At 53.2% G+C, this 23,833-nt stretch carries 24 protein-coding genes and 1 other annotated feature; of the genes, 16 read left to right on the top strand and 8 right to left on the bottom strand.

The features are described from left to right. Positions 1–140: 140 nt before the first annotated feature. Together KNP60_RS08870 and KNP60_RS08865 are read left to right on the top strand one after the other, a co-directional pair. The gene (locus KNP60_RS08870) at positions 141–611 is read left to right on the top strand and encodes a GNAT family N-acetyltransferase (protein ID WP_034778317.1); all 471 of its coding nucleotides are present in this window, start codon (positions 141–143) and stop codon (positions 609–611) included. 90 nt (positions 612–701) lie between these two features. Continuing rightward, positions 702–1,418: an alpha/beta fold hydrolase gene (locus KNP60_RS08865; protein ID WP_034778316.1), complete on the top strand. Its 717-nt coding sequence runs from the start codon at positions 702–704 to the stop codon at positions 1,416–1,418. Between the two features lie 32 nt (positions 1,419–1,450). On the opposite strand, the gene mnmM is transcribed toward KNP60_RS08865, so the two are convergent. Both mnmM and mnmL read right to left on the bottom strand, forming a co-directional pair. Next, the gene (mnmM, locus tag KNP60_RS08860; RefSeq protein ID WP_034778311.1) at positions 1,451–2,023 is read right to left on the bottom strand and encodes a tRNA 5-(aminomethyl)-2-thiouridylate-methyltransferase MnmM; all 573 of its coding nucleotides are present in this window, start codon (positions 2,021–2,023) and stop codon (positions 1,451–1,453) included. Next, positions 1,977–2,954 (bottom strand): tRNA modification radical SAM protein MnmL/YtqA, encoded by a 978-nt coding sequence (mnmL, locus tag KNP60_RS08855; protein ID WP_214797305.1) that lies wholly within the window; start codon positions 2,952–2,954, stop codon positions 1,977–1,979. Before mnmL ends, mnmM begins: the two co-directional genes overlap by 47 nt. A gap of 176 nt (positions 2,955–3,130) precedes the next feature. Here mnmL and KNP60_RS08850 point away from each other — a divergent pair, with 176 nt between their 5' ends. The 4 genes from KNP60_RS08850 to KNP60_RS08835 all read left to right on the top strand — a co-directional run bounded on the left by KNP60_RS08850 (position 3,131) and on the right by KNP60_RS08835 (position 8,744). Continuing rightward, complete coding sequence (locus KNP60_RS08850; RefSeq protein WP_214797304.1) at positions 3,131–4,321, top strand: MDR family MFS transporter; 1,191 nt, start codon at positions 3,131–3,133, stop codon at positions 4,319–4,321. Positions 4,322–4,363: 42 nt separating this feature from the next. Continuing rightward, positions 4,364–4,582: a binding site (T-box leader), on the top strand. A gap of 41 nt (positions 4,583–4,623) precedes the next feature. After that, the gene (leuS, locus tag KNP60_RS08845; protein WP_214797303.1) at positions 4,624–7,026 is read left to right on the top strand and encodes a leucine--tRNA ligase; all 2,403 of its coding nucleotides are present in this window, start codon (positions 4,624–4,626) and stop codon (positions 7,024–7,026) included. Positions 7,027–7,143: 117 nt separating this feature from the next. Further along, positions 7,144–8,217, top strand: coding sequence for a hypothetical protein (locus KNP60_RS08840; protein ID WP_214797302.1), 1,074 nt, complete (start codon positions 7,144–7,146; stop codon positions 8,215–8,217). 14 nt (positions 8,218–8,231) lie between these two features. Then, positions 8,232–8,744: a pyrophosphohydrolase domain-containing protein gene (locus KNP60_RS08835; protein WP_214797301.1), complete on the top strand. Its 513-nt coding sequence runs from the start codon at positions 8,232–8,234 to the stop codon at positions 8,742–8,744. Between the two features lie 39 nt (positions 8,745–8,783). Here KNP60_RS08835 and KNP60_RS08830 read toward each other — a convergent pair whose 3' ends face one another. Further along, the gene (locus KNP60_RS08830) at positions 8,784–10,058 is read right to left on the bottom strand and encodes a BaiN/RdsA family NAD(P)/FAD-dependent oxidoreductase (RefSeq protein ID WP_034778302.1); all 1,275 of its coding nucleotides are present in this window, start codon (positions 10,056–10,058) and stop codon (positions 8,784–8,786) included. Between the two features lie 138 nt (positions 10,059–10,196). On the opposite strand from KNP60_RS08830, the gene KNP60_RS08825 reads away from it, so the two are divergent. After that, positions 10,197–11,894, top strand: a complete 1,698-nt coding sequence (locus KNP60_RS08825; RefSeq protein WP_034778300.1) for a putative polysaccharide biosynthesis protein — start codon at positions 10,197–10,199, stop codon at positions 11,892–11,894. Next, entirely contained in the window at positions 11,894–12,604 is a 711-nt protein-coding gene (locus KNP60_RS08820; RefSeq protein WP_214797300.1) for a pseudouridine synthase, read from the top strand. The genes KNP60_RS08825 and KNP60_RS08820 overlap by 1 nt, the downstream gene beginning before the upstream one ends. A gap of 81 nt (positions 12,605–12,685) precedes the next feature. On the opposite strand, the gene KNP60_RS08815 is transcribed toward KNP60_RS08820, so the two are convergent. Next, on the bottom strand, positions 12,686–12,907 hold the full coding sequence (locus KNP60_RS08815; protein ID WP_081637897.1) for a DeoR family transcriptional regulator: 222 nt from the start codon (positions 12,905–12,907) through the stop codon (positions 12,686–12,688). 306 nt (positions 12,908–13,213) lie between these two features. Between KNP60_RS08815 and pepV the strand changes: the two genes are divergently transcribed. From pepV to KNP60_RS08785, 6 genes are read left to right on the top strand one after another with little or no spacing between them, the layout of a single operon-like run. Continuing rightward, positions 13,214–14,599 (top strand): dipeptidase PepV, encoded by a 1,386-nt coding sequence (pepV, locus tag KNP60_RS08810; RefSeq protein WP_034778296.1) that lies wholly within the window; start codon positions 13,214–13,216, stop codon positions 14,597–14,599. A gap of 59 nt (positions 14,600–14,658) precedes the next feature. After that, positions 14,659–15,810: an MFS transporter gene (locus KNP60_RS08805; protein WP_084592834.1), complete on the top strand. Its 1,152-nt coding sequence runs from the start codon at positions 14,659–14,661 to the stop codon at positions 15,808–15,810. Positions 15,811–15,815: 5 nt separating this feature from the next. Further along, a complete protein-coding gene (gene thpR / locus KNP60_RS08800) occupies positions 15,816–16,391 on the top strand; it encodes an RNA 2',3'-cyclic phosphodiesterase (RefSeq protein ID WP_034778294.1) in 576 nt (191 codons plus the stop codon). Continuing rightward, positions 16,361–17,200 carry an NERD domain-containing protein gene (locus KNP60_RS08795; protein ID WP_034778292.1) on the top strand — a complete coding sequence of 280 codons (840 nt, stop codon included), beginning with the start codon at positions 16,361–16,363 and terminating at the stop codon, positions 17,198–17,200. Before thpR ends, KNP60_RS08795 begins: the two co-directional genes overlap by 31 nt. Before the next feature lie 21 nt (positions 17,201–17,221). Beyond that, complete coding sequence (gene pulA, locus KNP60_RS08790; RefSeq protein WP_214797299.1) at positions 17,222–19,387, top strand: type I pullulanase; 2,166 nt, start codon at positions 17,222–17,224, stop codon at positions 19,385–19,387. Positions 19,388–19,437: 50 nt separating this feature from the next. Beyond that, positions 19,438–20,232 (top strand): phosphotransferase family protein, encoded by a 795-nt coding sequence (locus KNP60_RS08785; RefSeq protein ID WP_034779996.1) that lies wholly within the window; start codon positions 19,438–19,440, stop codon positions 20,230–20,232. Between the two features lie 45 nt (positions 20,233–20,277). Here the strand turns inward: KNP60_RS08785 and cydS are convergent, their stop codons facing one another. Next, a complete protein-coding gene (gene cydS, locus KNP60_RS15675; RefSeq protein WP_021065570.1) occupies positions 20,278–20,388 on the bottom strand; it encodes a cytochrome bd oxidase small subunit CydS family protein in 111 nt (36 codons plus the stop codon). Positions 20,389–20,523: 135 nt separating this feature from the next. Between cydS and trmB the strand changes: the two genes are divergently transcribed. Both trmB and KNP60_RS08775 read left to right on the top strand, forming a co-directional pair. Further along, the gene (gene trmB / locus KNP60_RS08780; protein ID WP_034778289.1) at positions 20,524–21,171 is read left to right on the top strand and encodes a tRNA (guanosine(46)-N7)-methyltransferase TrmB; all 648 of its coding nucleotides are present in this window, start codon (positions 20,524–20,526) and stop codon (positions 21,169–21,171) included. A gap of 105 nt (positions 21,172–21,276) precedes the next feature. Continuing rightward, the gene (locus KNP60_RS08775) at positions 21,277–21,786 is read left to right on the top strand and encodes a hypothetical protein (RefSeq protein WP_235420207.1); all 510 of its coding nucleotides are present in this window, start codon (positions 21,277–21,279) and stop codon (positions 21,784–21,786) included. 24 nt (positions 21,787–21,810) lie between these two features. Here KNP60_RS08775 and dhaM read toward each other — a convergent pair whose 3' ends face one another. From dhaM to dhaK, 3 genes are read right to left on the bottom strand one after another with little or no spacing between them, the layout of a single operon-like run. After that, positions 21,811–22,179 (bottom strand): dihydroxyacetone kinase phosphoryl donor subunit DhaM, encoded by a 369-nt coding sequence (gene dhaM / locus KNP60_RS08770; protein ID WP_256440833.1) that lies wholly within the window; start codon positions 22,177–22,179, stop codon positions 21,811–21,813. Then, positions 22,172–22,762: a dihydroxyacetone kinase subunit DhaL gene (gene dhaL / locus KNP60_RS08765; protein ID WP_138859163.1), complete on the bottom strand. Its 591-nt coding sequence runs from the start codon at positions 22,760–22,762 to the stop codon at positions 22,172–22,174. The genes dhaM and dhaL overlap by 8 nt, the downstream gene beginning before the upstream one ends. 24 nt (positions 22,763–22,786) lie before the next feature. Continuing rightward, entirely contained in the window at positions 22,787–23,764 is a 978-nt protein-coding gene (gene dhaK, locus KNP60_RS08760) for a dihydroxyacetone kinase subunit DhaK (protein ID WP_214797298.1), read from the bottom strand. Positions 23,765–23,833 lie beyond the last annotated feature (69 nt).

Below are 23,833 nucleotides of genomic sequence, written 5' to 3'. Positions count from 1 at the left end.
GCATTGATACTCTTATACCCGAGTCAAAATGGAAAATAACGTCTTCCTTCATTTCGACATCAAAAAGTAATGAGCGGGCAGGATATTTTTTTGCTGATGGGGAATGATACTACTAGATTGGCCAAAAGGGGGATGCCGTTATGAAGATCAGGGAAGCCGTACCAGAAGATGCCGCCACCATCCGCGATATTGCGCTCGCAACGGTCAGTGAACAAGACGAGGTTCGTTCAAAAGTAATGGAACGGGCTTATCAGCAAGAAGAGATCGTCCGCGCCATCAGTTCAAGCGAGGAAGCGAAAGAGCAGTTGTTCATTGTCGGTGAAGCCGAAGGCGACGTCATCGGGTTCTATCATGCGATCGACCGCGGGGATACGTGGGAAGTGCTCCGGCTCTATCTTCATCCGACCCATCACCGACAAGGTCTCGGAACGGCCTTATTGTCTCATCTGCGCGAACGTAAAGTTCAACCGATCGAACTGTACGTCGAGAGTTCGAACGAGCAGGCGATCGCCTTTTTGAACCATGAGGCGTTCATCGAATTGAATCGGATTCAAGAGGAAGTGTACGACCAACCGATGGAACTGATTCATTTGCGCTATGACCCGAGCTAAGACCCTAGACGGATTTTCTGACAAACATCAGTCTCAGCTGATGTTTTTTGTTAGTATAAAAACATGGACATAATAAAATGAGGTGACAGTATGACATACGAAGAAGAATCACGAAAAGGGGTCATCGTGATCGTCTATCCGCTCCAGTTCACGTCACGCTTGAGCGAGGCGTTTTTAGGACGGTTACGTGACGAATATGAAGTTCTCGTCGTGACCGGACAGACGGTCGGCTTGACGGCGGAAGACCATAAGCTGTTAATCAAGAACACGCTACGCGAGGCGAGCCAGTACAAACTGCCGATTCACGTCATCGCCTTCAGTCTCGGGGCGTTGTTAACGAACCGATTGCTCCAGGAATACGATGTGCCGCTCGGCAGTTTGACGTATATCTCACCCTTGTTCGATTGGCATCCGTCCCGCCAAATCGGCGGATTGAAACAAGTCGTCGCGAGTGCGGTCGACCGTTTCCGTCCGGATTTGCCGCTCGGCATGATGACGTTCATGGGTGCAGGCGAAGAGTCGTCCCGCTTTGGTGAGATCACCTACGGGCAATACCGGGAAATCGAGGAAGAGATCGTCGAGCATCAAGAAGAGAAGAAACATTTGCCGCGCCTCCCACTCGCTTGCTTCTATGCGCCGGACGACCGCTTCGCCGATGTGAAGCTGACGCTCAACGTCTGTCGAAAAATCGGCGGCGATCAAGTATACATCCGCCGGCTCGAAGGCTTCCCACATTTCGGCTATGAACGATTGAACACGAAGTTCGCGGAGACGCTCATCACGTTTTATGAATTGATTCGAGAATGACAAAACAGGCGACTCGCTCGAGTCGCCTGTTTTCATGCACGTTTTTCAATCGCCACGATGAACGGGGGATGATTGATTTGATTGATGAAGCCGTAACGGAGGACGCCGGCCCGCTTTTGGTCGAGTGCCTCGACGTAGGCGAGCACCTCGTCGCGCTCGATTTTGCCGCTATCATGGCCATGATAGATGACGACGACGATGACACCACCGACGGCCATGACGTCGAGCAGTTGCTCGAGGGCGTCGATGGTCGTATTGCCCGTCGTCGTGACCGACTTGTCGCTTCCCGGTAAATAACCGAGGTTGAACACGGCGGCTGTGATTGGGCGTGTCTCGTCCGCTACAATTTCTCGGACGGTGTCGTGGCTATCGTGGATGACAGTGACGCGGTCCGTCAATGCTGCTTCCTCGATGCGAATGCGTGTCGCCTCGACCGCCGCTGCTTGGACATCAAACGCGTAGACGTGTCCCGTCGCCTCGACGAGTTCGGCTAAAAACAATGTATCGTGCCCGTTGCCGGCCGTCATATCGATGGCGACGGCACCAGGTGTGACGTGTTCACGGAGTAGGTACTTCGCGAACGGTAAGACTCTCATTAATCCCATGGCTCTCATCCTTCTTTTTTCCTTGGAAGGAATCACGACGCACCAGTTCGGCATCGATGGCGTTCAAAACGGCCATCTTGTGCCGGCTCCACGTCGGACCGATCAACAGATCCGGTGGCCCGTCACCGGTCAACCGATGGATGACGATCTCGGGCGGTAACGTCTCAAGCTGGTCGCAGACGAGGGAGACGTAAGTCGTCTCGTCCATGAGCTCGAGCAATCCTTTTTCGTACTGACGGGCGAGCGGCGTGTGCTTCAAGACGTGGAGCAAATGGATCTTGATTCCTTGTATGTCCATTTTAGCAACTTCTCGCGCCGTGTCGAGCATCATCTCTGTCGTCTCGCCAGGGAGACCGTTAATGATATGGACAACCACGCTTATATTGCGTCGGCGGAGCTTGGCGAGACCTTCGAGGAACGTCTTATAGTCATGGCCACGATTGATTTTTTTCGCTGTCGCATCGTGAATCGTCTGTAGACCGAGTTCGACCGTGAGGGACGTCCGCTCGTTCAACTCGGCGAGATAGTCGACGACGTCGTCCGGCAGACAGTCCGGTCGGGTCGAAATCGATAGACCGACGACACCTTCCTCTTTAAGGGCAGGCTCGAACAATTCCCGGAGCCGGGCGACGGGGGCATACGTGTTGCTGAACGCTTGGAAGTAAGCGATGTAGCGGGCTTCTTTCCACTTCCGATGCAACCGTGCCTTCACTTCGGCAAATTGGACCGGGATCGGATCGCAGGCGTTGCCGGCAAAATCACCGCTGCCGTCGTCCGAACAGAACGTACAGCCGCCCTTCGAGACGAGCCCGTCCCGGTTCGGACAAGTGAAACCGCCGTCGAGCGGTACCTTGAATACTTTCCCGCCGAACTCACGGCGATATGCTTCATTTAATTTGTGGTATCTGGCGTCACCAAATGGATGTTGCATGAATATCCTCTCCTTCTTTGCTCATGCTATCACAAGCTCTCCTCGTGTTTACTTCATAATAAGTAATTTTTCTTGACAGTTATGGGGCGTTCCGTTAGCTTGGAGAAGGACTTATTCTTGATTCGGCCGTCGTGCCGAATTTTTATCGTTAAACGGGAATGAAAGGAGTAACTGGTATGAACAATAAAATGCCGATTTCGGTATGGATTTTGGTCATTGCGATGGCGCTTAATACAACGGCGGCGTCTTTTTTATGGCCATTTAACACACTCTATATAAATGGATATTTAGGCGAATCGATGACGCTCGCAGGGATTGCCCTCCTCGTCAACTCGGCGCTCGCCATCGCTGGGAACTATATCGGGGGCACGCTGTTTGACCGGATCGGCGGGAAGCGGACGCTCATCCTCGCGGTCGGGCTGTTGCTCGCGAGCTCGCTCGGCTTCTTGTTGTTTCATGCCACATTCCTCGGTTACTTGGGCTGGCTTGGATTGATTGGGTTTTCGGGTGGCCTCGTCTTCCCGACAGTATACGCTTTTGCTGGCTTGATCTGGCCGGAAGGGGGGCGACGATCGTTCAACGCGATCTATGTTGCTCAAAACGTCGGGGTCGCCCTCGGGACAGCGATGAGCGGGCAAATCGCGCGCATCGACATCGAGTGGATCTTTTACGCGAACTTCTTCTTATCGGTCTTGTTCGTCGTCGTCCTCTTGTTCGGGCTCCGTTATTTGAAAGACCCGGCCCGTCCGGTCGTCCAATCGCAGCTGGAGGCTGCGGCGACGACGTTGTCCGGCGCGACGATGAAATCGATGTGGTTCGTCGCCATCGGTTACGCGGCCCTTTGGTTCGTTTACGTGCAGTGGCAAGGCACGATCGCTGTCCATTCGAAAGACCTCGGCGTGACAATCAGCCAGTATTCGCTCCTTTGGACGGTGAACGGCGCCTTGATCGTGTTCGCTCAACCGCTCCTCAACCGGGCCCTTCGTTACTTTGAAGACGATTTGAAGAAGCAACTCATCGTTGGCGCCGTTATTTTCCTCGCCGCCTTCGCGGTCGTTCCGTTCGCGGGGGGCTTTACGATGTTCATGGTCGCGATGGTCGTCATGACGATCGGGGAGATGTTCATTTGGCCGGCCGTTCCGACGATCGCCGCGAAACTCGCACCGCCGGGGAAAGCAGGACAGTTCCAAGGACTCGTCAATATCGCGGCCTCGGTCGGTCGGATGATCGGCCCGACCTTATCGGGCCTCGTCTATGACGTATTCGGCATCGGTGCCGTCTTCACAATGCTATTCTTGCTCACGGCCATCGCGCTCGCGTTCTTCATTTTTATGAAAGACATCCGAGTGCCTGAAAAATCAAGTTGACGCTCTAAAACAGATTGGGCTAAAATGAACGAGTGAGATCATACACATGCGTAGAAGAGGAATAGTATCGTGACGTCTGTATTTGTAGAGAGCCGGTGGGTGGTGTGAACCGGTATATGGACTGCGAGAACTCGCCTTGGAGCAGTTCGCCTGAACGAACAGTAAGGTGAACCGGAGTTACGCCTCGTTATCGGCGTCTCAAGTGGCAGAAATGCAACATGGGTGGTACCGCGGAAAGCTTTCAAGCCTTTCGTCCCATTACCGGGGCGGAAGGCTTTTTATTATGCAGAGGAGGATGAATTTTGGATTATTTTAAACATCAAGACATCGAGCCGAAATGGCAAAAACGTTGGGACGAGAAAGATGCGTTCCGGACGACAGAAGACCCGGACAAGGAGTGTTTCTACGTCCTTGACATGTTCCCATATCCATCAGGAGCCGGCCTTCACGTCGGTCACCCGGAAGGTTACACGGCGACGGACATCATCGCCCGCATGAAACGGATGCAAGGCTTCAACGTCCTCCATCCAATGGGGTGGGACGCGTTCGGTCTTCCGGCCGAGCAATATGCCCTCGACACAGGGAATGACCCGCGCGAGTTCACAGAGCGCAACATCGGCACATTCCGCCGCCAGTTGAAAGAGCTCGGTTTCTCATACGATTGGGATCGTGAAATCAGCACGACCGACCCGAAATACTACAAGTGGACGCAATGGATTTTCACACAGCTCCATGACCGCGGACTCGCCTACGTCGACGAAGTCGCCGTCAACTGGTGCCCGGCCCTCGGGACGGTACTCGCCAACGAAGAAGTCATCGACGGCTTGTCAGAGCGCGGCAGCCATCCGGTTTACCGTGTCCCGATGAAGCAGTGGGTGCTCCGCATCACGGAATACGCAGAGCGGTTGCTCGATGATTTAGAAGGGCTTGACTGGCCAGACAGCGTCAAAGAGATGCAACGCAACTGGATCGGCAAGTCGGTCGGGGCCGAAGTCGATTTCAAAGTCGACGGTCACGAAAAAGTCGTCACGGTGTTCACGACACGTCCGGACACACTTTACGGCGCGACATACGTTACGCTCGCACCGGAGCACCCGTTCGTGAAAGCAATCGCGACACCGGAACAAACCGTCGCCATCGAGGCGTACGTCGAAGAAGTCTCGAAAAAGACAGATCTCGAACGGACCGATCTTGCTAAAGAGAAAACAGGCGTGTTTACTGGCGCTTACGCGATCAACCCGGTCAATGGTGAGAAGCTTCCAATCTGGATTGCTGACTACGTGTTGTCAACGTATGGTACAGGTGCGGTCATGGCCGTTCCTGGACATGATGAGCGCGACTATGAGTTCGCGAAGACGTTTGACCTTCCAATCCGTGAAGTCGTCACCGGCGGCAACTTGGATGAGGCGGCTTACGTCGAGGATGGCGTCCACGTCAACTCAGGTAGCTTGGACGGTCTCAATAAAGCCGACGCGATCGCCAAGATCATCGAAGAGCTTGAACTTGCCGGCACTGGCCGTGCGAAGACGACGTATCGTCTCCGCGACTGGTTGTTCAGCCGTCAGCGCTATTGGGGCGAGCCGATTCCAATCGTTCATATGGAAGATGGCACGCTCAAGACGGTCCCGGTCGAAGACCTCCCGCTCGAACTCCCGATTATCGATGAAATCAAACCGTCGGGTACGGGTGAATCGCCGCTTGCGAACGCAGACGAGTGGTTGACGTACACGGATCCAGTGACGGGTGAGAAGGGTCGTCGCGAGACGAACACGATGCCACAATGGGCCGGCAGCTGCTGGTACTACATTCGCTTCATCGATCCGCACAATGAAGACATGATCGCGGACCCAGAGAAGTTGAAGCGTTGGCTTCCGGTCGATTTGTATATCGGTGGTACGGAGCACGCGGTCCTACACTTGCTCTACGCTCGTTTCTGGCACAAAGTGCTCTACGATATAGGCATCGTCCCGACGAAAGAGCCGTTCCAAAAACTCTATAACCAAGGGATGATCCTTGGTGAGAACAACGAGAAGATGTCGAAATCGAAAGGGAACGTCGTCAACCCGGATGACATCATCAAGTCGCACGGAGCCGACACGCTTCGTCTTTACGAGATGTTCATGGGACCACTCGATGCGGCCATCGCTTGGTCGACGAACGGTCTCGACGGCGCTCGTCGCTTCCTTGACCGTGTCTGGCGTTTGTTCGATCAGACAGAGCTTCAAGACGTCGCGCCGACTGCCGACTTCGAACGGACGTACCATCAGACGGTGAAGAAAGTGACAGAAGATTATGAGGCGCTCCGTTTCAACACGGCGATTTCGCAACTCATGGTCTTCATCAACGAAGCGTATAAACAAGACACGCTTCCGAAACAAGAAATGGTCAACTTCGTTAAGATGCTCGCCCCGGTCGCGCCACACTTGGCCGAAGAGTTGTGGGAGCGTCTCGGCATGACGGAAGACTTGACGTATGCGGCATGGCCGAAGTTTGATGAGTCGAAACTCGTCAGCGACACGATTGAAGTCGTCATCCAAGTGAACGGCAAGCTTCGTGCGAAGATGCACGTGGCCCGCGACGCTTCGAAAGAAGCGCTCGAGGCCGATGCGCTCGCGAACGAACGCGTTCAAGAGTTCACGGAAGGGAAGACGGTCCGCAAAGTGATCGTCGTTCCAGGTAAGCTCGTCAATATCGTCGTTGGATAAGCAAAGGAATGTGTGACATTGTCACACGTTCCTTTCTTTTGTATGATGTCGTTTTCTTTTCGGGGCGGGTTTGTTACACTAAAGGGCGATACTGCATGTAAAGGGGACGAAACGTCCATGAAACGTTCTTACGTACTATATACGACGCTGTTTGCCGTCGTCGTCGGTGTGATTTTGTGCTATGTGTTCGTCTTTTCGGACGAGGATATTCAAAGCCAAATCGCCTCGACGTTTGAAAAAATAGAGATTCAAACGAGTCACCAAGCGACATCTGTACCTCCCGTCGAAGCCTCGCCGGACGAGGAGGATATCGATACGACCGATGCCCTCGAACAGATTCAACAGCTCGACGAAGTGTACTATAGTGACACGATTGGGTCATATCTCGTCTTGACGAAAAATAAAGAATTTTTCGAAGTGAGCGGGAACGCCAATCGCGTGAACGCGTCACTCATCCTCAGCAACGAAGGACAGCCCTACCGGTTCGGCGAGTTCATCGGTATGCGCATGATTTCCGAGGACAAGATTTATGCCGTCACGGCGAATGGGGTTCTCGTGACAATCGAGCGTGAAGAAGGCCGGTGGACGGAACAACGACGCAAATTGATTAAAGGAATCGCCTCGACAGACCGATTGTTCGGCCTCGGTTATGACGAGGAGACGAAACGACTGAAAATCATGAGCCGTTTGGCGGACACGCCCGACGTGGAACTTTTATACGTCCAAGAACGGACGCTCGAGGATGAGACGGCCACCGATGCTGAAGCGAAGCCAGAGACAGAAGAAACAGCCGATGCGAACCAGACGGATGCGACGACCGAAGTGGATTCAGACGCCGATACGGCGACCACGGCTGATGAGGCAGACGCCGAAGAAGCGCCAGCGCCTGAGACGGAGTGGGCCATTGAGTCGAGAAAACCGCTCACGACCGAAGGGATGAGCGCCTCGATTCAACAGAAGTTCGAGAACTTCCGCGGTGTCGGCCTCGTCGAACGCCAGGGACGCATTTACGTCCTCGATTCAGAAGAACTCGTCCTCTACACGATCAACCCGGATGAAGGGACGATGAACGGACAGATGGTCACTCCTCGTGTGTACGGGTCGACCGGTATGTTTTTGCAAGACAATGAAATTTTCGCCATCGTGCGACCAGATGTGTTCGACCTTGACGATTTCGTCTCGGTCGACTGATAGGAGAGAATCATATGAGCAAACGCTATTTCTATGAAGAAGTTCGCCAATTCCATGAGACGTTCGGGCACCCGGAAGCGAGTGCGCCACAGCCGCTCGAGTTAGACCGGGCCGTCAAACGTTCGGTCTGGACGGCAGAAGAGGCCGTCGTCGAATTTTTACATCAATCGGCATGGAACGAGGAAGAGTTCCTGCAAGCCGTCGCCACGTTCCAACAAGGATTCGAACAGGCTGTTCAGAAATCGCTCCAGGACGCCCCACCGACAAATGACGTCGAGCGACTCGTCGGACAAGGTGATGCGCTCACGGACGCCCTCTATTTCGTGATGGGCAGTTTCGTCGAGCTCGGGCTCGACCCGGTGCCGTTGTTCGAGATCGTGCAGCGCGCCAATATGGCGAAGCTCGGTCCGGATGGTAAGCCGATCCTGCGCGCGTCAGACAATAAGGTCATGAAGCCGGAAGGCTGGTTGCCACCCGAGCCAGAGCTCGAGGCGGAAGTGCGACGCCAACTTGAAGCGAAACAGTGACACCAAAAAGAGAGCCTATCGCGCGCGATAGGCTCTCTTTTATACGGTTGTACGTACAGCAAATTCTGCGGCGTGCGACCCGGCACAATGCCCGGTCGTGAAGGCGGCCGTGATGTTATAACCACCTGTATAGCCGTGAATGTCGAGCACCTCGCCGGCGAAGAACAGGCCGTCCGCTTTCTTCGACATCATCGTCTGCGGGGCGATCTCTTTGACAGAGACGCCGCCGCCGGTGACGAACGCTTTGTCGAAATCGAGCGTCCCGGTCGCATGTAGCTCAAACGTCTTCAGTCGTGTCGCAAAATCGATGACCGATTGTTTCTTCAACTGACTCGCGTCTTCTTCACCGAAAGCGAGGTCGGCCAACAACAGGTCGAGCATCCGTTCCGGGATAAACCCTTTCCAGACGTTCTTGACGGCCCGTTTCGGTTGTTCTTGGACTTGGTTCCACAGCTCTTGATACAGCTCGTCACGTGCCATGTCCGGGAACAAGTCGAGCGAGAGGGCGACGACGCGCTCTTTACTACGTTTGCGCTCTTTAATCGTATATTGGCTGCACCGGAGGGCGATCGGGCCCGAGATGCCGAAGTGCGTGAATATCATATCGCCACGGTGTGTCTTGATCGGTTTGCCTTTTTTGCCGTGGACGGTGAGGGCGACGTCCCGGAGCGACAGCCCTTGAAGCTGTTTCGTGCCGATAAAGGCATCGTTCAACAAAATCGGAACCTCGGTCGGGAACAGTTCCGTGATCGTGTGCCCGGCTTTCTCGGCCCACGGATATCCATCGCCGGTCGAGCCGGTGTGGGGGACAGATTGTCCGCCGACAGCGATGACACAGGCGCCTGCCTCGATGCGTTCACCGTCCTCCAGTTCGACCGCTTCAAACTCGTTTGCTTCATTAAAATGGAGCGTCTTCACTTTCGCGTTTTTGCGAATCTCGACACCGAGTGCGTCGATGGCGCCGAGGAGCGTGTTGACGACATCTTGCGCTTTGTCCGTCACTGGGAACATCCGGCCGTTGTCTTCTTCTTTTAATGGGATGCCGAACCCGGTGAACAAGTCGATAATCGACTGGTTGTCGAACTGGGCGAGGGCGCTATATAAGAAGCGCCCGTTCCCCGGAATGAACTGAATCAGTTCGTCGACGGGCTTGCGGTTCGTGACGTTACAGCGCCCGCCGCCAGAAATGGCGAGCTTGCGTCCGAGCTTCGAACCTTTATCAATCAGGAGCGTGTTCGCTCCGGCTTTGGCGGCGGCGTAGGTCGCCATCAGGCCGCTTGGGCCTCCTCCGATGACGATGACATCTTTCATCATGGTATCCCTCGTTTCTCTTCTCAATCTAAACTTTAACGGTTCGTAACTTTATTATCTGCAACAGTAAGAGTATAATGAGAAACGGTTGTTTTGTAAAACTAGGTACATTAGTTGTGAAAGAATAGATGGAGGTATCTCATGTCATCAAGCGTCAAACAAGATTCAGGACGGGAGTCCTTCGTCAAAGGCACGCTGCTCTTATCAGCCGGAAATTTGATCTCGCGTGCGCTCGGACTGCTCTATACGTTTCCCTTCCAAGCGATGGTCGGGATTGCCGGCGTCACGCTCTATCAGGCGGCCTACACCTATTATGCGCTCATGATCGCCATTTCGACGGCGGGGATTCCTGTCGCCGTCTCAAAATTTATCGCCAAGTATAACGCGCTCGGTGAATATGGCACGAGTCAGCGCTTGTTCCGTCAAGGGATGAAGCTGATGCTCGTGACCGGAGTCGTCGCTTTTTTATTACTGTTTTTCTCAGCACCGTGGTTATCAGAACTCATGGTCCGCAACTCGGAGAACAATCAGCAATATATCGACTCGTTGACGCTCGTCACGCGTAGCGTCAGTTTCGCACTCCTGCTCATCCCAGCGATGAGCATGGTGCGCGGCTATTTCCAAGGACATCAGGACATGGCCCCGACGGCCATCTCGCAAGTCATCGAACAGATCGTCCGCATCATGTTCCTGCTTAGCGGAACGATGCTCGTCTTGTTCGTCTTCTCGGACTCGGCACTCATTCGTCCGCTCGCCGACTCGCTCGGTGGGACCGCTGCCGTGGCGACGACCGAGTTGAACGGGTTGAAAGTACTCGCCGTGACGATCGCGACGTTCAGCGCCTTTATCGGGGCAATCGGAAGTATCGTCGTGCTCGCCATGTATTGGCGCAAACGGAAAGACATCCATCGTCAGACGGATAATCCGGCCGGTACGCCGGTCCGTTCGATGAAATCGCTCTTGCTCGAGTTGCTCAGTTACTCGATCCCGATCGTCATGGTCGGCTTGTCGACGCCGCTCTATCAGTTCGTCGACCAGTTGACGATGGTCAACACGTTGCTCAACTCGGGCAAGTCAGTCGCTGAAGCGACGTCCGCGTTTGGATTCTTGACCGGGAACGCCCATAAGATCGTCTTGATTCCGGTATCGATCGCGGCAAGTGTGTCGATGGCGACGATTCCGCTCGTCACGAAATCGTTCACGCACGGCGACATGAATAAAGTCCGTAATCAAGTGAACCACATCTTCCAAGTGTCGTTCTTTGTCACCATCCCGGCCGTCATCGGGTTGGTCGCCCTCTCCGAGCCGTTGTTCGGGACACTGTTCCCGGGTGACCGGGAAGGGTGGGTCTACTTGCTCCACTATGCGCCGAGTGCGTTCTTCCTGGCCTATTACTCGGTGGCAGCGGCCATCCTGCAAGGGATCAATCGTCAGTACTTCACGATCTTCGCGACGGCGATGGGACTATTGACGAAAGCTGCACTCAACGTACCGTTCGTCTATGCGCTCGGCGGCATCGGCGCCGGTTACGCGACGATCGCCGGCTATATTGTCGCGATCATCCTCATGGTGTGGAAAATTCAACGGACGCTCCAGTTCCCGTATAAGCAATTGTTGCGTCGGACGATGCTCATGTTTGCCATGGGTGGGGCGATGTTTATCGCGGTATACGGCTCGTTGTTCGTCACGCTCCAAGATGAGCCGAGCTGGGGGAACGATATATTGGCTACGATCGTCGGTTTCGGAATCGGCCTCGTCGTATACGGCTATCTCGGTTGGAGAAGTCACTTGGCCGGAAAACTACTAGGGAAACGATTCCAATATCGGAGGAAAGCATAATGCGAATTGATAAATTATTGGCGAACATGGGATATGGTTCGCGTAAAGACGTCAAGATTTTATTGAAACAAGGGGCCGTCCGGATCGATGACCAGCCCGTCAAAGATGCGAAACGACAAATCAACTTAGAGGCGGAACGTGTCACCGTGCACGGGGAAGTCGTCGAGTACAAACCGTTCGTCTATTTGATGATGAACAAGCCGTCTGGTGTCATCAGTGCGACCGAGGACAAAGTCGAGTCGACGGTCGTCGATTTAATCGACCCGGCCTATGCCCATTACGATTTGTTCCCGGTCGGACGCCTCGACAAAGATACGACCGGCCTGTTGCTATTGACGAACGATGGGGCGTTCAATCACGCGCTCATGTCGCCTCGTAAACACGTCGACAAAGTATATATCGCCGAAGTCGATGGGGAGATGACGGCAGATGATGTCCGTCGCTTCGCCGAAGGCGTCGAACTCGAGGACGGCTACACGACGAAACCGGCACGACTTGAACTGCTCAGCAAGTCCGGGCGCCGCTCGACGATTCGCTTGACGCTCTCGGAAGGGAAGTATCATCAAGTGAAACGGATGGTCGCCGCGGTCGGAAAACATGTGGAGCGGCTCGAGCGCGTCCAAATCGGTGGCCTCGAACTCGATCCGACGCTTGAACCTGGTGCATACCGTGAGTTGACAGAAACGGAAGTCGACTTGTTCCTCATATGATTCGGAAGTACGTGTCAATCGGCACGTACTTTTTTGTGCAAAAAAAGGGACCCGCGTGCGGAATCCCTTGTAACTTGTTATTCAATTTGCCGTCTTGAGTGAACGTTTTGATGACGTCCACGTGCCCCGACTCGGACTTTCAACCAGATTGTTGTATTCAAGAACGTTCAAATCACGTTGTACGGTGCGTGACGTGATCCCAAACTCCTCTACTAGTTCTGAAGTGGTGACGCATTCCCTTTCGTTAATGAACAAATAAATGGACTTGATGCGGGTTAGCATACGATCTGTTGAACCTTTCATTGGATGACCTCCCAATGCGTAGAATGATGAAAGACAAAACCTACGGACGACAAATGAAATATGAAATTGTTATTTTCTAAAATTACACCTTTAGTATACCGCTCTCAAATAGAATTGCAAGTGAAAAGAACGAACAATCGAAATGTAAAGAACATGTTATGAACGTAAATATCGAATGAACATCGTGTAAATGGATAATAAAACTTCTAAAAGACGAACAAAAAAATATTTTCGAAATGAATGTTCGTCTTTCTAACATTTGGATATACTAATAAGGGAGAGAACATTCGCAAAGGGGAGATTGAGATGAATTGGAGACAAGAAGTCGACGCACGAACAGACGCGTTTTTAGAAGATTTAAAAGGGTTGTTACAAATCCCGAGCGTCCTCGATGAAGACAAGGCCGGACCGAACGAGCCGTTTGGTCCTGAAGTCCGCCGTGCCCTCGATTATATGTTTGCGTTAGGAGAGCGTGACGGATTCGTGACGAAAGATGTCGGCGGTTACGCTGGACATTTGGAGTACGGGTCAGGCGAAGAAATCGTTGGGATCCTCTGCCACTTAGACGTGGTGCCGGCCGGAGACGGATGGACGTATGGGGCGTTCAATCCGACGGTCGCGGACGGGAAACTGTACGCCCGCGGCAGCAATGACGATAAGGGTCCGACGATGGCTGCTTATTACGGGTTGCGCATCGTGAAAGAGCTCGGGTTGCCGCTATCGAAACGTGTCCGCCTCATCGCCGGTTGTGACGAGGAGAGCGAATGGCGCTGTGTCCGTGAATATTTTAAGCAGGAAGCGATGCCGACATACGGTTTCGCACCGGATGCTGATTTCCCGATTATTAACGCGGAAAAAGGTTTGTATGACGGTGTCTTGAAGCAACTCCCAATTCAGCGCGTACCCGGCTCGAAACATCACTTGGTCTCGTTCGTGAGCGGAGAACGTCCGAACATGGTCCCAGATTTCGCGACCGCGGTACTCGAGACAGAAGATGTGCTCGAAGAAAAATTTGAGGCCTACCTTGCGAAATATGAGGCCGACGGGACGTGCACGTGGGAAGCGGGGACGTATACGTTCACGATGAAAGGTGTCGCCGCCCATGCGATGGAGCCGGATAATGGTGTGAACGCGGCCTACGTACTTGCCGGGTTCCTACTGACGCTTCCACTCGATATTCAAGGGGAGCGCTACATCGAGTTCATCCGCCACGTCTTTGCTGACTCACGCGGGATTTCGCTCGGCATCGAAGCGACCGACGAGACCGGTGACTTGACGATTAACGGTGGCGTGTTCCGCTATCAGGGCGAAGAGCGGACGGCGACGGTCAATATCCGTTATCCGTATACCGCGAAGTTTGAAGAACGGTTGCAAAACTTGAAAGAGATCGCCTTGTCGTTCGGGTTCGAACTGTCGACGCGTCACCACATGCCGCCGCACCACGTGGCCGAAGACCATCCGCTCGTGAAAACGTTGGCGGATGTGTATGAGCGTCAAACCGGCGAATCGGCACACTTGATGGCCATCGGCGGAGGAACGTATGCCCGTTCGCTCGAAGCTGGTGTGGCCTTCGGCGCATTGTTCCCAGGAGCGAAAGATGTCGCACACCAAGTCGATGAATACATGGAAATTGAAGATTTACTTCGCGCCGCCGCCATCTATGCGGAAGCGATTTATGAGCTCGCTAAATAATAATCCGTGAGAGCTGACTGATTCGGTCGGCTCTCTGTCTGTTAGGAAGGAAGTTTACAGTGAACCAACAAAAACTATCGTTTCAATCAATGTATGTCGCTATCTTTTTCGCGCAAGGGGCCCTCATTCCTTACATGGCACTTTTCTTCTCGCAGGCACGCTTTGATTTGTCTCCGGGTCAGGTCGGGACGATTGTCGCCATCATGCCGATCCTCTCGATTGGTGTCCAGCCGTTATGGGGCATGCTTGCCGATCGGACGGGCCGTGTCCGGGCGTGGCTCGGTATCGCCATGATCGGGGCGGCCGCCCTTTCCATCACGTTCTTGTTCGCGACCGATTACGTTTGGATCGTGCTCTTGATGGTCGCCTGGTCGGTGTTCCAATGCGCGCACATCCCGCTTATCGATATGATGACGCTCGATTATACGGCCCGTGTCAAAATTGATTATGGAGCCATCCGTCTATTCGGATCGGCCGGTTTCGCCATCGCCGTTTTCATGATGGGACGAATCGCGGATACGACGTGGGGTCTTGCGAGCACATTTTTGCTCAGCGCCATCGTACTCGTGGCCGGCAGCATCGTGTTAAGGACGATTGCCGAACCGGTTGCAACGCGCGCGACGACGGTCGCCCCGTTCGCTTGGTCGGCCGTCTGGAACGCCCCGTTCATCGCCTTTTTGATTGGGGGCATGCTCGTCTTCGGTCCAATCTATGCGAACAACTATTACTTCGGGATATACGTGACGAGTATCGGCGGCTCGACGACGCTCGTCGGGACGTTGTTTTTAGTGGCCGTGCTTTGTGAGATCCCGTTCATGAAAGTGGCGTATCAAATCGTCGAACGTCTTGGGACGGTCAACGTACTTGCGGGAGCGGCGTTAGTTTCAGCGCTCCGCAACGGTTGGCTCGCACTCGAACCAGAACTGTGGGTCGTCTGGCTGCTCGCCATCGTCCAAGGGCTCGTCGTCGGCCTGCTCATTCCGGTCGCGCTTCAGTTTGTGCGAAGCCTTGTCAGCCGAAACGTCACCTCGACGGCGATTGGCGTCTATATGGCAGTTACTTCAGGTTTGGCGACGGCCGCGTTCAATCAGTTGAGCGGAATCATCATTGAAGTGAACAGCATTATCGGTGTATTTTGGATGTACACAGTCGTCAGTGTGATTGGCGCGATTTTATTCTTAGGGTTGAGACGGTTTCGTGAGAAAGGATGATTCCGATGTCGACACATTACTTTATAGCGCTACCGATGGAGGAGGCGGAGTTCGAACGCGTTCAACGGGCCATCTTGCCGTTTTATTCGTATCGCCGGACGTATCGGCCGGAAGAATTCCATTTGACGCTTCAGTTTCTTGGCGCATTGGACGATGATGAAGTCGAGGCGGTCAAAGAGATCACGCGTGACGTGACGGAAGTGACGGCTCCGTTTTCACTGATGTTCCAACAAATTGATCACTTCGGGAGACCAGATCGTCCTCGAGTATTGACGATCGTCCCGGATTCGTCTGCGGAATTGACGGCGCTCACCGGGACGCTCCGGCGCAAGCTGTCTGAAGAGATCGCGTCACTCGACCGGAAACCGTTCGTCCCGCACGTCACGCTCGCCAAAAAGTGGGACACCGGAACGATCATTCCACACATCCCCCCGACGTTTAAGATCGAAGAGTCGATTGAAGCCGTCATCCTTTATCGAATCAATCCGAACCACACCCCTGCCTATGAGGCAGTTGAAGTATTTCCGTTACAGCGGTCAGAGGAGGACACATGGCGATCCCGATTAAAATTTTTGACGTGACATCTAAATATGAACGAAATATGCTCGATCAGTTCAATCGTTTCCAAGAATACGTCGAGTCCGATGTCGCCCGTATGCGCCGCCTGCATGAGTCCAATCGGTTGAATCCACCCGAGATCATGGAGTTCGAGAACCCGTGGTGGAAATTTTGGCGTCGAACGGAACGTATCGAGCTCGAACCGACCCCGCTCTCGGAGACGCAGTTTCAGGCGCTCCTCGCGAACCGTCGCCACATCCAGAAGTTGCAGTTCGCGTGTGAAGGGGCGACCGAAGCAGACATGCCGTTCTTGCCGTTCCTTCGTGAATACGGTTATCGCAAGATGGTGACCGAATGGAACGACCAACACTTCTTCATGTATCGTCCAGTTGTCGAATGGAACGGGGCAACTGTCGAATTGAGCCATCTTATCATCGGACCGTCACATCTGTATTTGGTCGAATGGCTTGACGGGGATCGGAGCATCTATCACATCTCAAAGCAGAAGACATGGATTCATCAACCGCTCAAAGGGGAAAATAAACGTGTAGTCAATCCGCTCATTGCATTGACGCGCACTGAAGAAATCATTCGACAGTTTCTTCCGTCCTATGACGGGGTCATCCAAAAAGTCACGGTGGCCCCAGAAGGCTATTTCGATCACGTGCCCGAGACAAGGTCGACTCAGTTCATTTCACGCTCTGATTATGAGTCGTGGCTGAAACAAGTGAACACGAGGGCACCGATCGTCAAAGCCCAACAAATTCGAGATGTGGCGAAACTACTAGATGCGACAGCCCAGATGCCGTTTCGACAATTTTTGGACCAGTAGGTTGGAGAGGATGGAACGCGTATGCATCACACACCAGAGCAGCAAACGACGTCACATGTGACGATTGAACGGGCATCTTTGCTCTCGTTTGAGACGATTCGACTGGAAGTCATCGCCGAATATGAATCCGTTCCAGTACAGATTGAACAGAACGGTCGACCGGTCGACTATGTGGTGCTCAATGAATGGACGACAGAGGCCGGTACGATTGAGCGAGATATCCGATTGGCGCGACCGGTCACGCTTGAAGCGGTCTATACTGTATTTCACCCCGGACATAAAACGATTGTCGTCGTGCCACGTGAAATCGTGCATACGGACGAGTTCGAACGCCGTTATGCCTATGACGGACCGCTCGGCCTCACTTTTTCCGAACACTCGATCGAGGCATACGTTTGGTCTCCCGTCGCGTTCTCGATTTGGCTCGTCATCCACGACTCGACGACACATCGTGAAATCGAGCGGTTTCGTATGTCTAAAGAGAGCCGTGGTGTCTGGCATGCCGACGTGCCTCGGTTTTATGAAGGTCACTATTATCGACTGTACGTCAAGACGCCGGTCGAAACGAACGAGGTCGTCGATCCTTACGCGAAAGCCGTCAGCCTGAATGGCGAATTTGGCGTATTGATCGATGTCGAGGCGCATGTCGCCGCCCATGTCACGCCGACGGAACGGCCGCCGCTTCGGAAAGCGACCGATGCGGTCATCTATGAACTGAACATCCGAGACTTCACGAGCCATCCGTCCTCGATGAGTCAAATGCGAGGTTTGTATGGCAGCATCGTCGAGACCGGAGTGAGAACGAGAGGCGAGAACAGTGCCGGCTTCGATTATTTGAAAGAACTCGGGGTCACCCATCTGCAACTGTTGCCTGTCCATGACTTCGGCAGCGTCGATGAGGCGACCCGGATGCCATACAATTGGGGATACGACCCGATTCATTGGTTCGGGTTAGAGGGGAGTTACGCCTCAGACCCAGCCGAGCCGTTATCGAGAATTCTAGAATATGCTCATATGGTCGAGGAACTGCATCGTCACGGGATGCGGGTCGTCGTCGATGTCGTCATGAACCATGTCTTTATCCGTGAACAATCCTCGCTCGAAGCGCTCGTCCCTTACTACTATTTCCGTTATGAACATGACGGGACGGTCGCGAACGGGACTGGGGTTGGGAATGACACGGCCTCGGAACGATACATGATGCGGCGGATGATTGTCGATTGTGTGACTTTCTTTGCCGAGGCGTATCACGTTGACGGCTTCCGGTTCGACTTGATGGGGATCCATGATGTCGAGACGATGAATCAAGTCCGGGCTTCGCTTGATAAGATTGATCGTTCAATCTTGATTTACGGGGAAGGATGGGATTTGGCGACACCGCTCAGCCCATCGTTGAAAGCCTCGTCCCATAACGCCGCCTTTATGCCTCGAATCGGGCACTTCAATGACATGATGCGGGACGCGTTAAAGGGGTCGACGTTCAATGACCGCGAACGCGGTTTCGTCTCTGGTAACGAATGGCGGGAATGGGAGCTTCGAGAGTGCATCACGGGAGCGGTTCAAATCCCAAACGTCACCGTCGGACGATTCCCGAGCCCGCAATATACAATCAATTACGTCGAGGCGCATGACAATTATACGACCTACGATAAATTGCTCTTATCGTGTGAGGATATGGACGAGGCGGTGCGATTACGGATGCAACGATTCGCCACGGCCATCGTCATCACGTCGCAAGGCGTCCCGTTCCTCCATGCAGGCCAGGAGTTCGGTCGGACGAAACAAGGGGTCGAAAATAGTTACAACGCACCGGACCGAATCAATCACTTCGATTGGGATTTGCGGGACGAGCGTCAGAGTGAGGTCGAATTCGTGAAGACGCTGCTGAAATTGCGGCGCCGTCATACGTGTTTCCGTTACGATAGTCGGCAGAAAGTCGTGGAGCAATTCAAGTTCCTTCCGTCGCCTCCAGGCGTGATCGCCTATGAGTTGACGGCGAGTCATTCCTACGATGCGTGGCAACGTGTCCGTGTCTATTTGAACGGAACGTTCGGTGACGTGACGTTCCATGCTGACGGAGACTGGAACGTTTATGTGCAAGGGGAAACGGCGAGCCTCGTCCCGATTGCACGAAATCCGCGTGAGATTCAAGTCGAGTCGTTGTCAATGACGATTATCGCGTGTTAATATGGTGATTGTATCTTTGTAATTCTTAATGAGATTTGAGCGTGATGAATATGTATTCAGATATAATCGGTGCGCTCGGTGAAGAGTGGACGGTGGCTTCCGCAGGCGGGATTACAGGCGAAGCGTACGTAGCGACGACGCGCCAACAAAAAATCTTTGTCAAACGGAACTCGTCCCCGTTTTTAGCCATTCTTTCCGCCGAAGGCATCGTCCCCAAATTGCTGTGGACGAAGCGGATGTTCAACGGCGACGTCCTCAGTGCCCAACAGTTCATCGAAGGTCGTGAGCTATCGCCAACCGATATGAAACGGTCTGATGTGGCGGCACAGCTTGGGAAGATTCATCATTCGAAAGAGCTATTATTCATGCTGCAGCAATTGAATCATACACCGGTCACGTCGACGCTATTGCTTCGGCAATGTGCCGCCTATGAGCAAGACGAGGCGGATGTGACGATTGATGAAGCGGTCCGCTGGCTCACTATGCATCAACCGATTGATGACGAACGTGAACTTGTCGTCTGCCATTCGGACCTTAACCATAATAACTGGATCGAGGACGAGACGGGTCTGTTGTATTTGACCGACTGGGATGACGCCATCATCGCCGACCGTGCTTTTGACTTGGCGATGGTCGTTTACAGTTATGTCGATGAGGCGGAGTGGGAGACGTGGTTTAGCCATTACGGCATCCGTTACACGTCAGAGCTCCATTACCGGATGCACTGGTATGCGATTGCCCAGACGGTTCTCACGTTGTATGGGGAACAGAACGGCATCGCCCGGGCAGAAGGATTGACCGTGCTCCGTGAACTGCTCGATGAGGCAGATGAACGGACACAATGAAAAAAGGGATGGATCACGAGTGTGAGCCATCCCTTTCCATATGCATTAGACATCATCAGGTTTCATGAAATACGCCCAAACGAACGTGGCGATGACGGCGCCGAAAAACGTCAGCGGGGCCGCGTAAAAGATTAAAAATTGATCCAACGTGCTCATCGATATAACCTCCTTGTGAAGGATGATTCATGTTCATTAAACAATGATTTCGTGTATAATCGCAAGGGGACTGCTCGCACAAAGCGGCTAGTCAGCATAAACTTGAACATTTCTTGAACGAAAGGTTGGAAAAACATGCGTTTACGTCACAAACCTTGGGCCAAAGAATATATGGAAGCTCAAGAACACGTCTTTATCACTCATCCCGAAACGTTAAAAGGGAACTGGAAAGCAGAATTTAAGAACGACAATCCGCTCTTCATCGAGGTCGGTTCGGGGAAAGGGCAATTCATTTTAGGGATGGCCCAACAGTTCCCGGACGTCAACTTCATCGCCATCGAGTTATTTGAGAGCGTCGCCGTATCGATCGTGCAAAAGCTCGTCGAGACGCCGATGCCTAACGTCCGCGTGTTGACTGTTGATGCCAAGCAGCTCGTCGACTACTTCGAAGCCGGTGAAGTCGATCGCGTCTATTTGAACTTCTCCGATCCATGGCCGAAGACACGCCATGCGAAACGTCGTTTGACGTATAAAACATTCCTCGCCACGTACGAGGCTGTGTTGCCACGCGGAGGCGAGATTCATTTCAAGACGGATAACCGGGGGTTATTCGAATATTCGCTCGAAAGCATGAGCCAATACGGCATGTACTTCACAGATATTTCACTTGATCTTCATGTGAACGAACCGGCGGATAACGTGCGCACCGAGTACGAAGAGCGCTTCAGCGCCATGGGACAACCGATTTATCGGATGGAGGCAGCTTTCCGTCCGAAAATTTGACACGCTTTTTTCTTATTTTAATAGCATTTTCTTCACACTTTTTTCTTTCTTCTTGGTACAATAGGAATGACGCTAAACTGGAATTAGAGAAGGGGGAACATGGGGATGTTGAAAAAAGCATGGGCAAGCCTGCTTGCACTAATCTTCATTCTAACAATCGCACCACTTAATACCTCGGCAAACGAGGCGTTCTTGGACGCCCTTGAAGAGGATCTGAAAGCCACGCATTACGACTACAAAGAAGGAACAGCTGAAATCGTAAAAGAAGAGACGCTCCGTCATTCGAATGGCAATGAAGTCATCGCGGCGGTCGTTGAAATTGATACGATCCGTGACGGCATCTTCATCACACGTAAGACCGAGTTCCATTACTATGATGCGACGGACAACAAAATCCTCGCAACAGCTGACCTCGCAGAAGTCGAAGGCGCGACTGAATTTGCGGATGCGAACATCGACATGCTCGGACAACAAATTGTCTATTGGTTGCCTGTGTTGATCTTGCTACTCTTAATCGCGATCCCGGTAGTCATCTTGTTCGTGGTTGTTCCACGTTTCTACTCGACGACCGAGTTCATGAACCCGATTTATGAGAAAAACGATAACCCACGTTAAAAAAAGAGCCGCGAGGCTCTTTTTTTATGCCATTTTCAATTGTTCGACGATTTGAGCGACATCCATGCCGTTACCGGATGAGACGGAAGCGACGAAGGCACTCTCGACGATTGGACCGTCATAGAACTGAATCGTTTTATCGCCTTCATACATATCGACAGCGAGTTCTGCGTTCATCGTGGCCGAACCGATATCGGATAAGATGAGCGCTTCTTTGTCGACGGCCTCGATTGCCTCGAGGATACGGGTCACATCTGTCCCGATGCTGCCGTCCTCAAGCCCGCTCGCTAAATGGATCGGAACGGCGGGGGCCATCTCTTTCATCAAGTCTTGAATCCCTTCAGCGATTTTAGCGCTATGGGATACGATGATGAGCTCTACGATGTCACTCAACCTCCTTCATAATCGCTTTCAACACGATGGAACTCGAGAGTGCGCCAGGGTCGACCGTGCCGCGTGAGTTTTCACCGAAATAAGATGCCCGTCCTTTCGTGGCGATCATATCTTCGGTCTCGCCGACGAGGCGGTCGAGTTTGGCATCAAAATCGTCAGCCTCGCTCAAGTCAGACAAGAACGGTTCCCACACATCGACCATTGTCTTCTGGCCAACTTCTGACTTCCCGCGCGCCTTGATCGCTGTCGACGCCTCAAGAAGCGCTTCTTTAACGAGCGTAAAATCGGCCTCAGTCGCGTCACCAAACTTAGGTGCAGCCTTGACGAATGCCGACCCGTATAGTGGACCGGCTGCGCCGCCGACTTTCGACATGAGCGTCATCCCGACTTTCTTGCTCAAGTCGCCAAGGCTGGCATAGTCGTCATCGAGTACGGCGACGACCGCTTCAAAGCCGCGCGACATATTGATGCCGTGGTCTCCGTCGCCGATGGCGCGGTCGAGGTCGGTCAGTGTATCCTTGTTCGCCTCAATCTCGGATTGGGCGTGTCGTAATGCTTGCTTGAACCCATCAATCGTCAACATTGCATAAACACCTCATTCATTGGATTAGAGTTTGAAACCGAGTGCCGCCGACGGTGCATCGAGATAACCCGTCATTTCTTCGTCGAGCGGCAAGAGCGTGATCGAGAACCCGTGCATCTCGAGGGATGTCATATAGTTGCCGACGTATTTCCGTTTCAACGTGTAGCCGGCATCTTCTAATTTTTTCGCGACGAAATGATACGTCACGTACAATTCAGACAAGGGCGTACCGCCCATACCGTTGACCATAACGGCAACTTCGCCAGGACTCACTTCTTTTTTCAAGTGGTCGAGCAGGTCATCCACGATGGCATCGACGTTCGTCGTCGGCTTCCGTTCGACGCCGCGCTCCCCGTGAATGCCGATGCCGATTTCCATCTCTTCTTCATTCAAATCAAAACCTGGCTTGCCGCTCACCGGCATGTAACAAGGTTCGACAGCCATACCCATCGAGCGAACGTTTGCCGCGACCTTCTCTGCAAGCGCTTTCACTTCGGCGAGTGATTTCCCGCTCGCTGCAGCCGCACCGGCGATCTTATGCACGAACACGGTCCCGGCAACACCGCGACGATCTTCCTTGTTCGAGATGGCGACATCGTCTGCGACGACGACGTGGTCGACTTTAATTCCTTCGGCGTCCGCAAGTTCGGCGGCGAGCTCGAAGTTCATGACGTCACCGGCATAGTTTTTGACGACGAGTAATACCCCGTTTCCTCCATCGGCCGCTTTGATGCCTTCGAGCACCATGTCCGGGGTCGGGGACGTGAACACTTCACCGCATACAGCGGCATCGAGCATCCCGTCACCTACATAACCAGCGTGGGCCGGTTCATGACCGCTGCCTCCACCCGAGACGAGTCCGACTTTTCCGGACTTGGCCCCGTCAGCACGACAGATGACGTTGAATCCTTCCACACGACCGTACAGTTCAGGATGGGCATGGACCATTCCTTCGACCATTTGTGACACGAGCTCGTTTGCTTCACCGATCAGTTTCTTCACGTGGGATCACTCCTTTTTGAGTTTGAAAAGTACCATATTCAATTTTCCACTCTTTCGCCCAGATTAAAC

The sequence above is a fragment of the Exiguobacterium sp. s5 genome, assembly GCF_018618075.1.
Classification (GTDB): domain Bacteria; phylum Bacillota; class Bacilli; order Exiguobacteriales; family Exiguobacteriaceae; genus Exiguobacterium; species Exiguobacterium mexicanum_A.
The sequence above is the reverse complement of the archived record's forward strand: the minus strand, read 5'-3'. Positions and strand labels throughout refer to the sequence as shown.

Coding starts and splice junctions, on each gene's coding strand:
- KNP60_RS08820 (WP_214797300.1), top strand. CDS start 11,894: ATGCGAATTGATAAATTATTGGCGAACATGGGATATGGTTCGCGTAAA.
- KNP60_RS08840 (WP_214797302.1), top strand. CDS start 7,144: ATGAAACGTTCTTACGTACTATATACGACGCTGTTTGCCGTCGTCGTC.
- thpR (WP_034778294.1), top strand. CDS start 15,816: ATGTCGACACATTACTTTATAGCGCTACCGATGGAGGAGGCGGAGTTC.
- KNP60_RS08775 (WP_235420207.1), top strand. CDS start 21,277: ATGTTGAAAAAAGCATGGGCAAGCCTGCTTGCACTAATCTTCATTCTA.
- trmB (WP_034778289.1), top strand. CDS start 20,524: ATGCGTTTACGTCACAAACCTTGGGCCAAAGAATATATGGAAGCTCAA.
- mnmM (WP_034778311.1), bottom strand. CDS start 2,023: ATGGGATTAATGAGAGTCTTACCGTTCGCGAAGTACCTACTCCGTGAA.
- KNP60_RS08795 (WP_034778292.1), top strand. CDS start 16,361: ATGGCGATCCCGATTAAAATTTTTGACGTGACATCTAAATATGAACGA.
- KNP60_RS08815 (WP_081637897.1), bottom strand. CDS start 12,907: ATGAAAGGTTCAACAGATCGTATGCTAACCCGCATCAAGTCCATTTAT.
- dhaL (WP_138859163.1), bottom strand. CDS start 22,762: ATGTTGACGATTGATGGGTTCAAGCAAGCATTACGACACGCCCAATCC.
- KNP60_RS08865 (WP_034778316.1), top strand. CDS start 702: ATGACATACGAAGAAGAATCACGAAAAGGGGTCATCGTGATCGTCTAT.
- cydS (WP_021065570.1), bottom strand. CDS start 20,388: ATGAGCACGTTGGATCAATTTTTAATCTTTTACGCGGCCCCGCTGACG.
- pepV (WP_034778296.1), top strand. CDS start 13,214: ATGAATTGGAGACAAGAAGTCGACGCACGAACAGACGCGTTTTTAGAA.
- KNP60_RS08835 (WP_214797301.1), top strand. CDS start 8,232: ATGAGCAAACGCTATTTCTATGAAGAAGTTCGCCAATTCCATGAGACG.
- pulA (WP_214797299.1), top strand. CDS start 17,222: ATGCATCACACACCAGAGCAGCAAACGACGTCACATGTGACGATTGAA.
- KNP60_RS08870 (WP_034778317.1), top strand. CDS start 141: ATGAAGATCAGGGAAGCCGTACCAGAAGATGCCGCCACCATCCGCGAT.
- KNP60_RS08825 (WP_034778300.1), top strand. CDS start 10,197: ATGTCATCAAGCGTCAAACAAGATTCAGGACGGGAGTCCTTCGTCAAA.
- KNP60_RS08830 (WP_034778302.1), bottom strand. CDS start 10,058: ATGATGAAAGATGTCATCGTCATCGGAGGAGGCCCAAGCGGCCTGATG.
- KNP60_RS08850 (WP_214797304.1), top strand. CDS start 3,131: ATGAACAATAAAATGCCGATTTCGGTATGGATTTTGGTCATTGCGATG.
- mnmL (WP_214797305.1), bottom strand. CDS start 2,954: ATGCAACATCCATTTGGTGACGCCAGATACCACAAATTAAATGAAGCA.
- KNP60_RS08785 (WP_034779996.1), top strand. CDS start 19,438: ATGTATTCAGATATAATCGGTGCGCTCGGTGAAGAGTGGACGGTGGCT.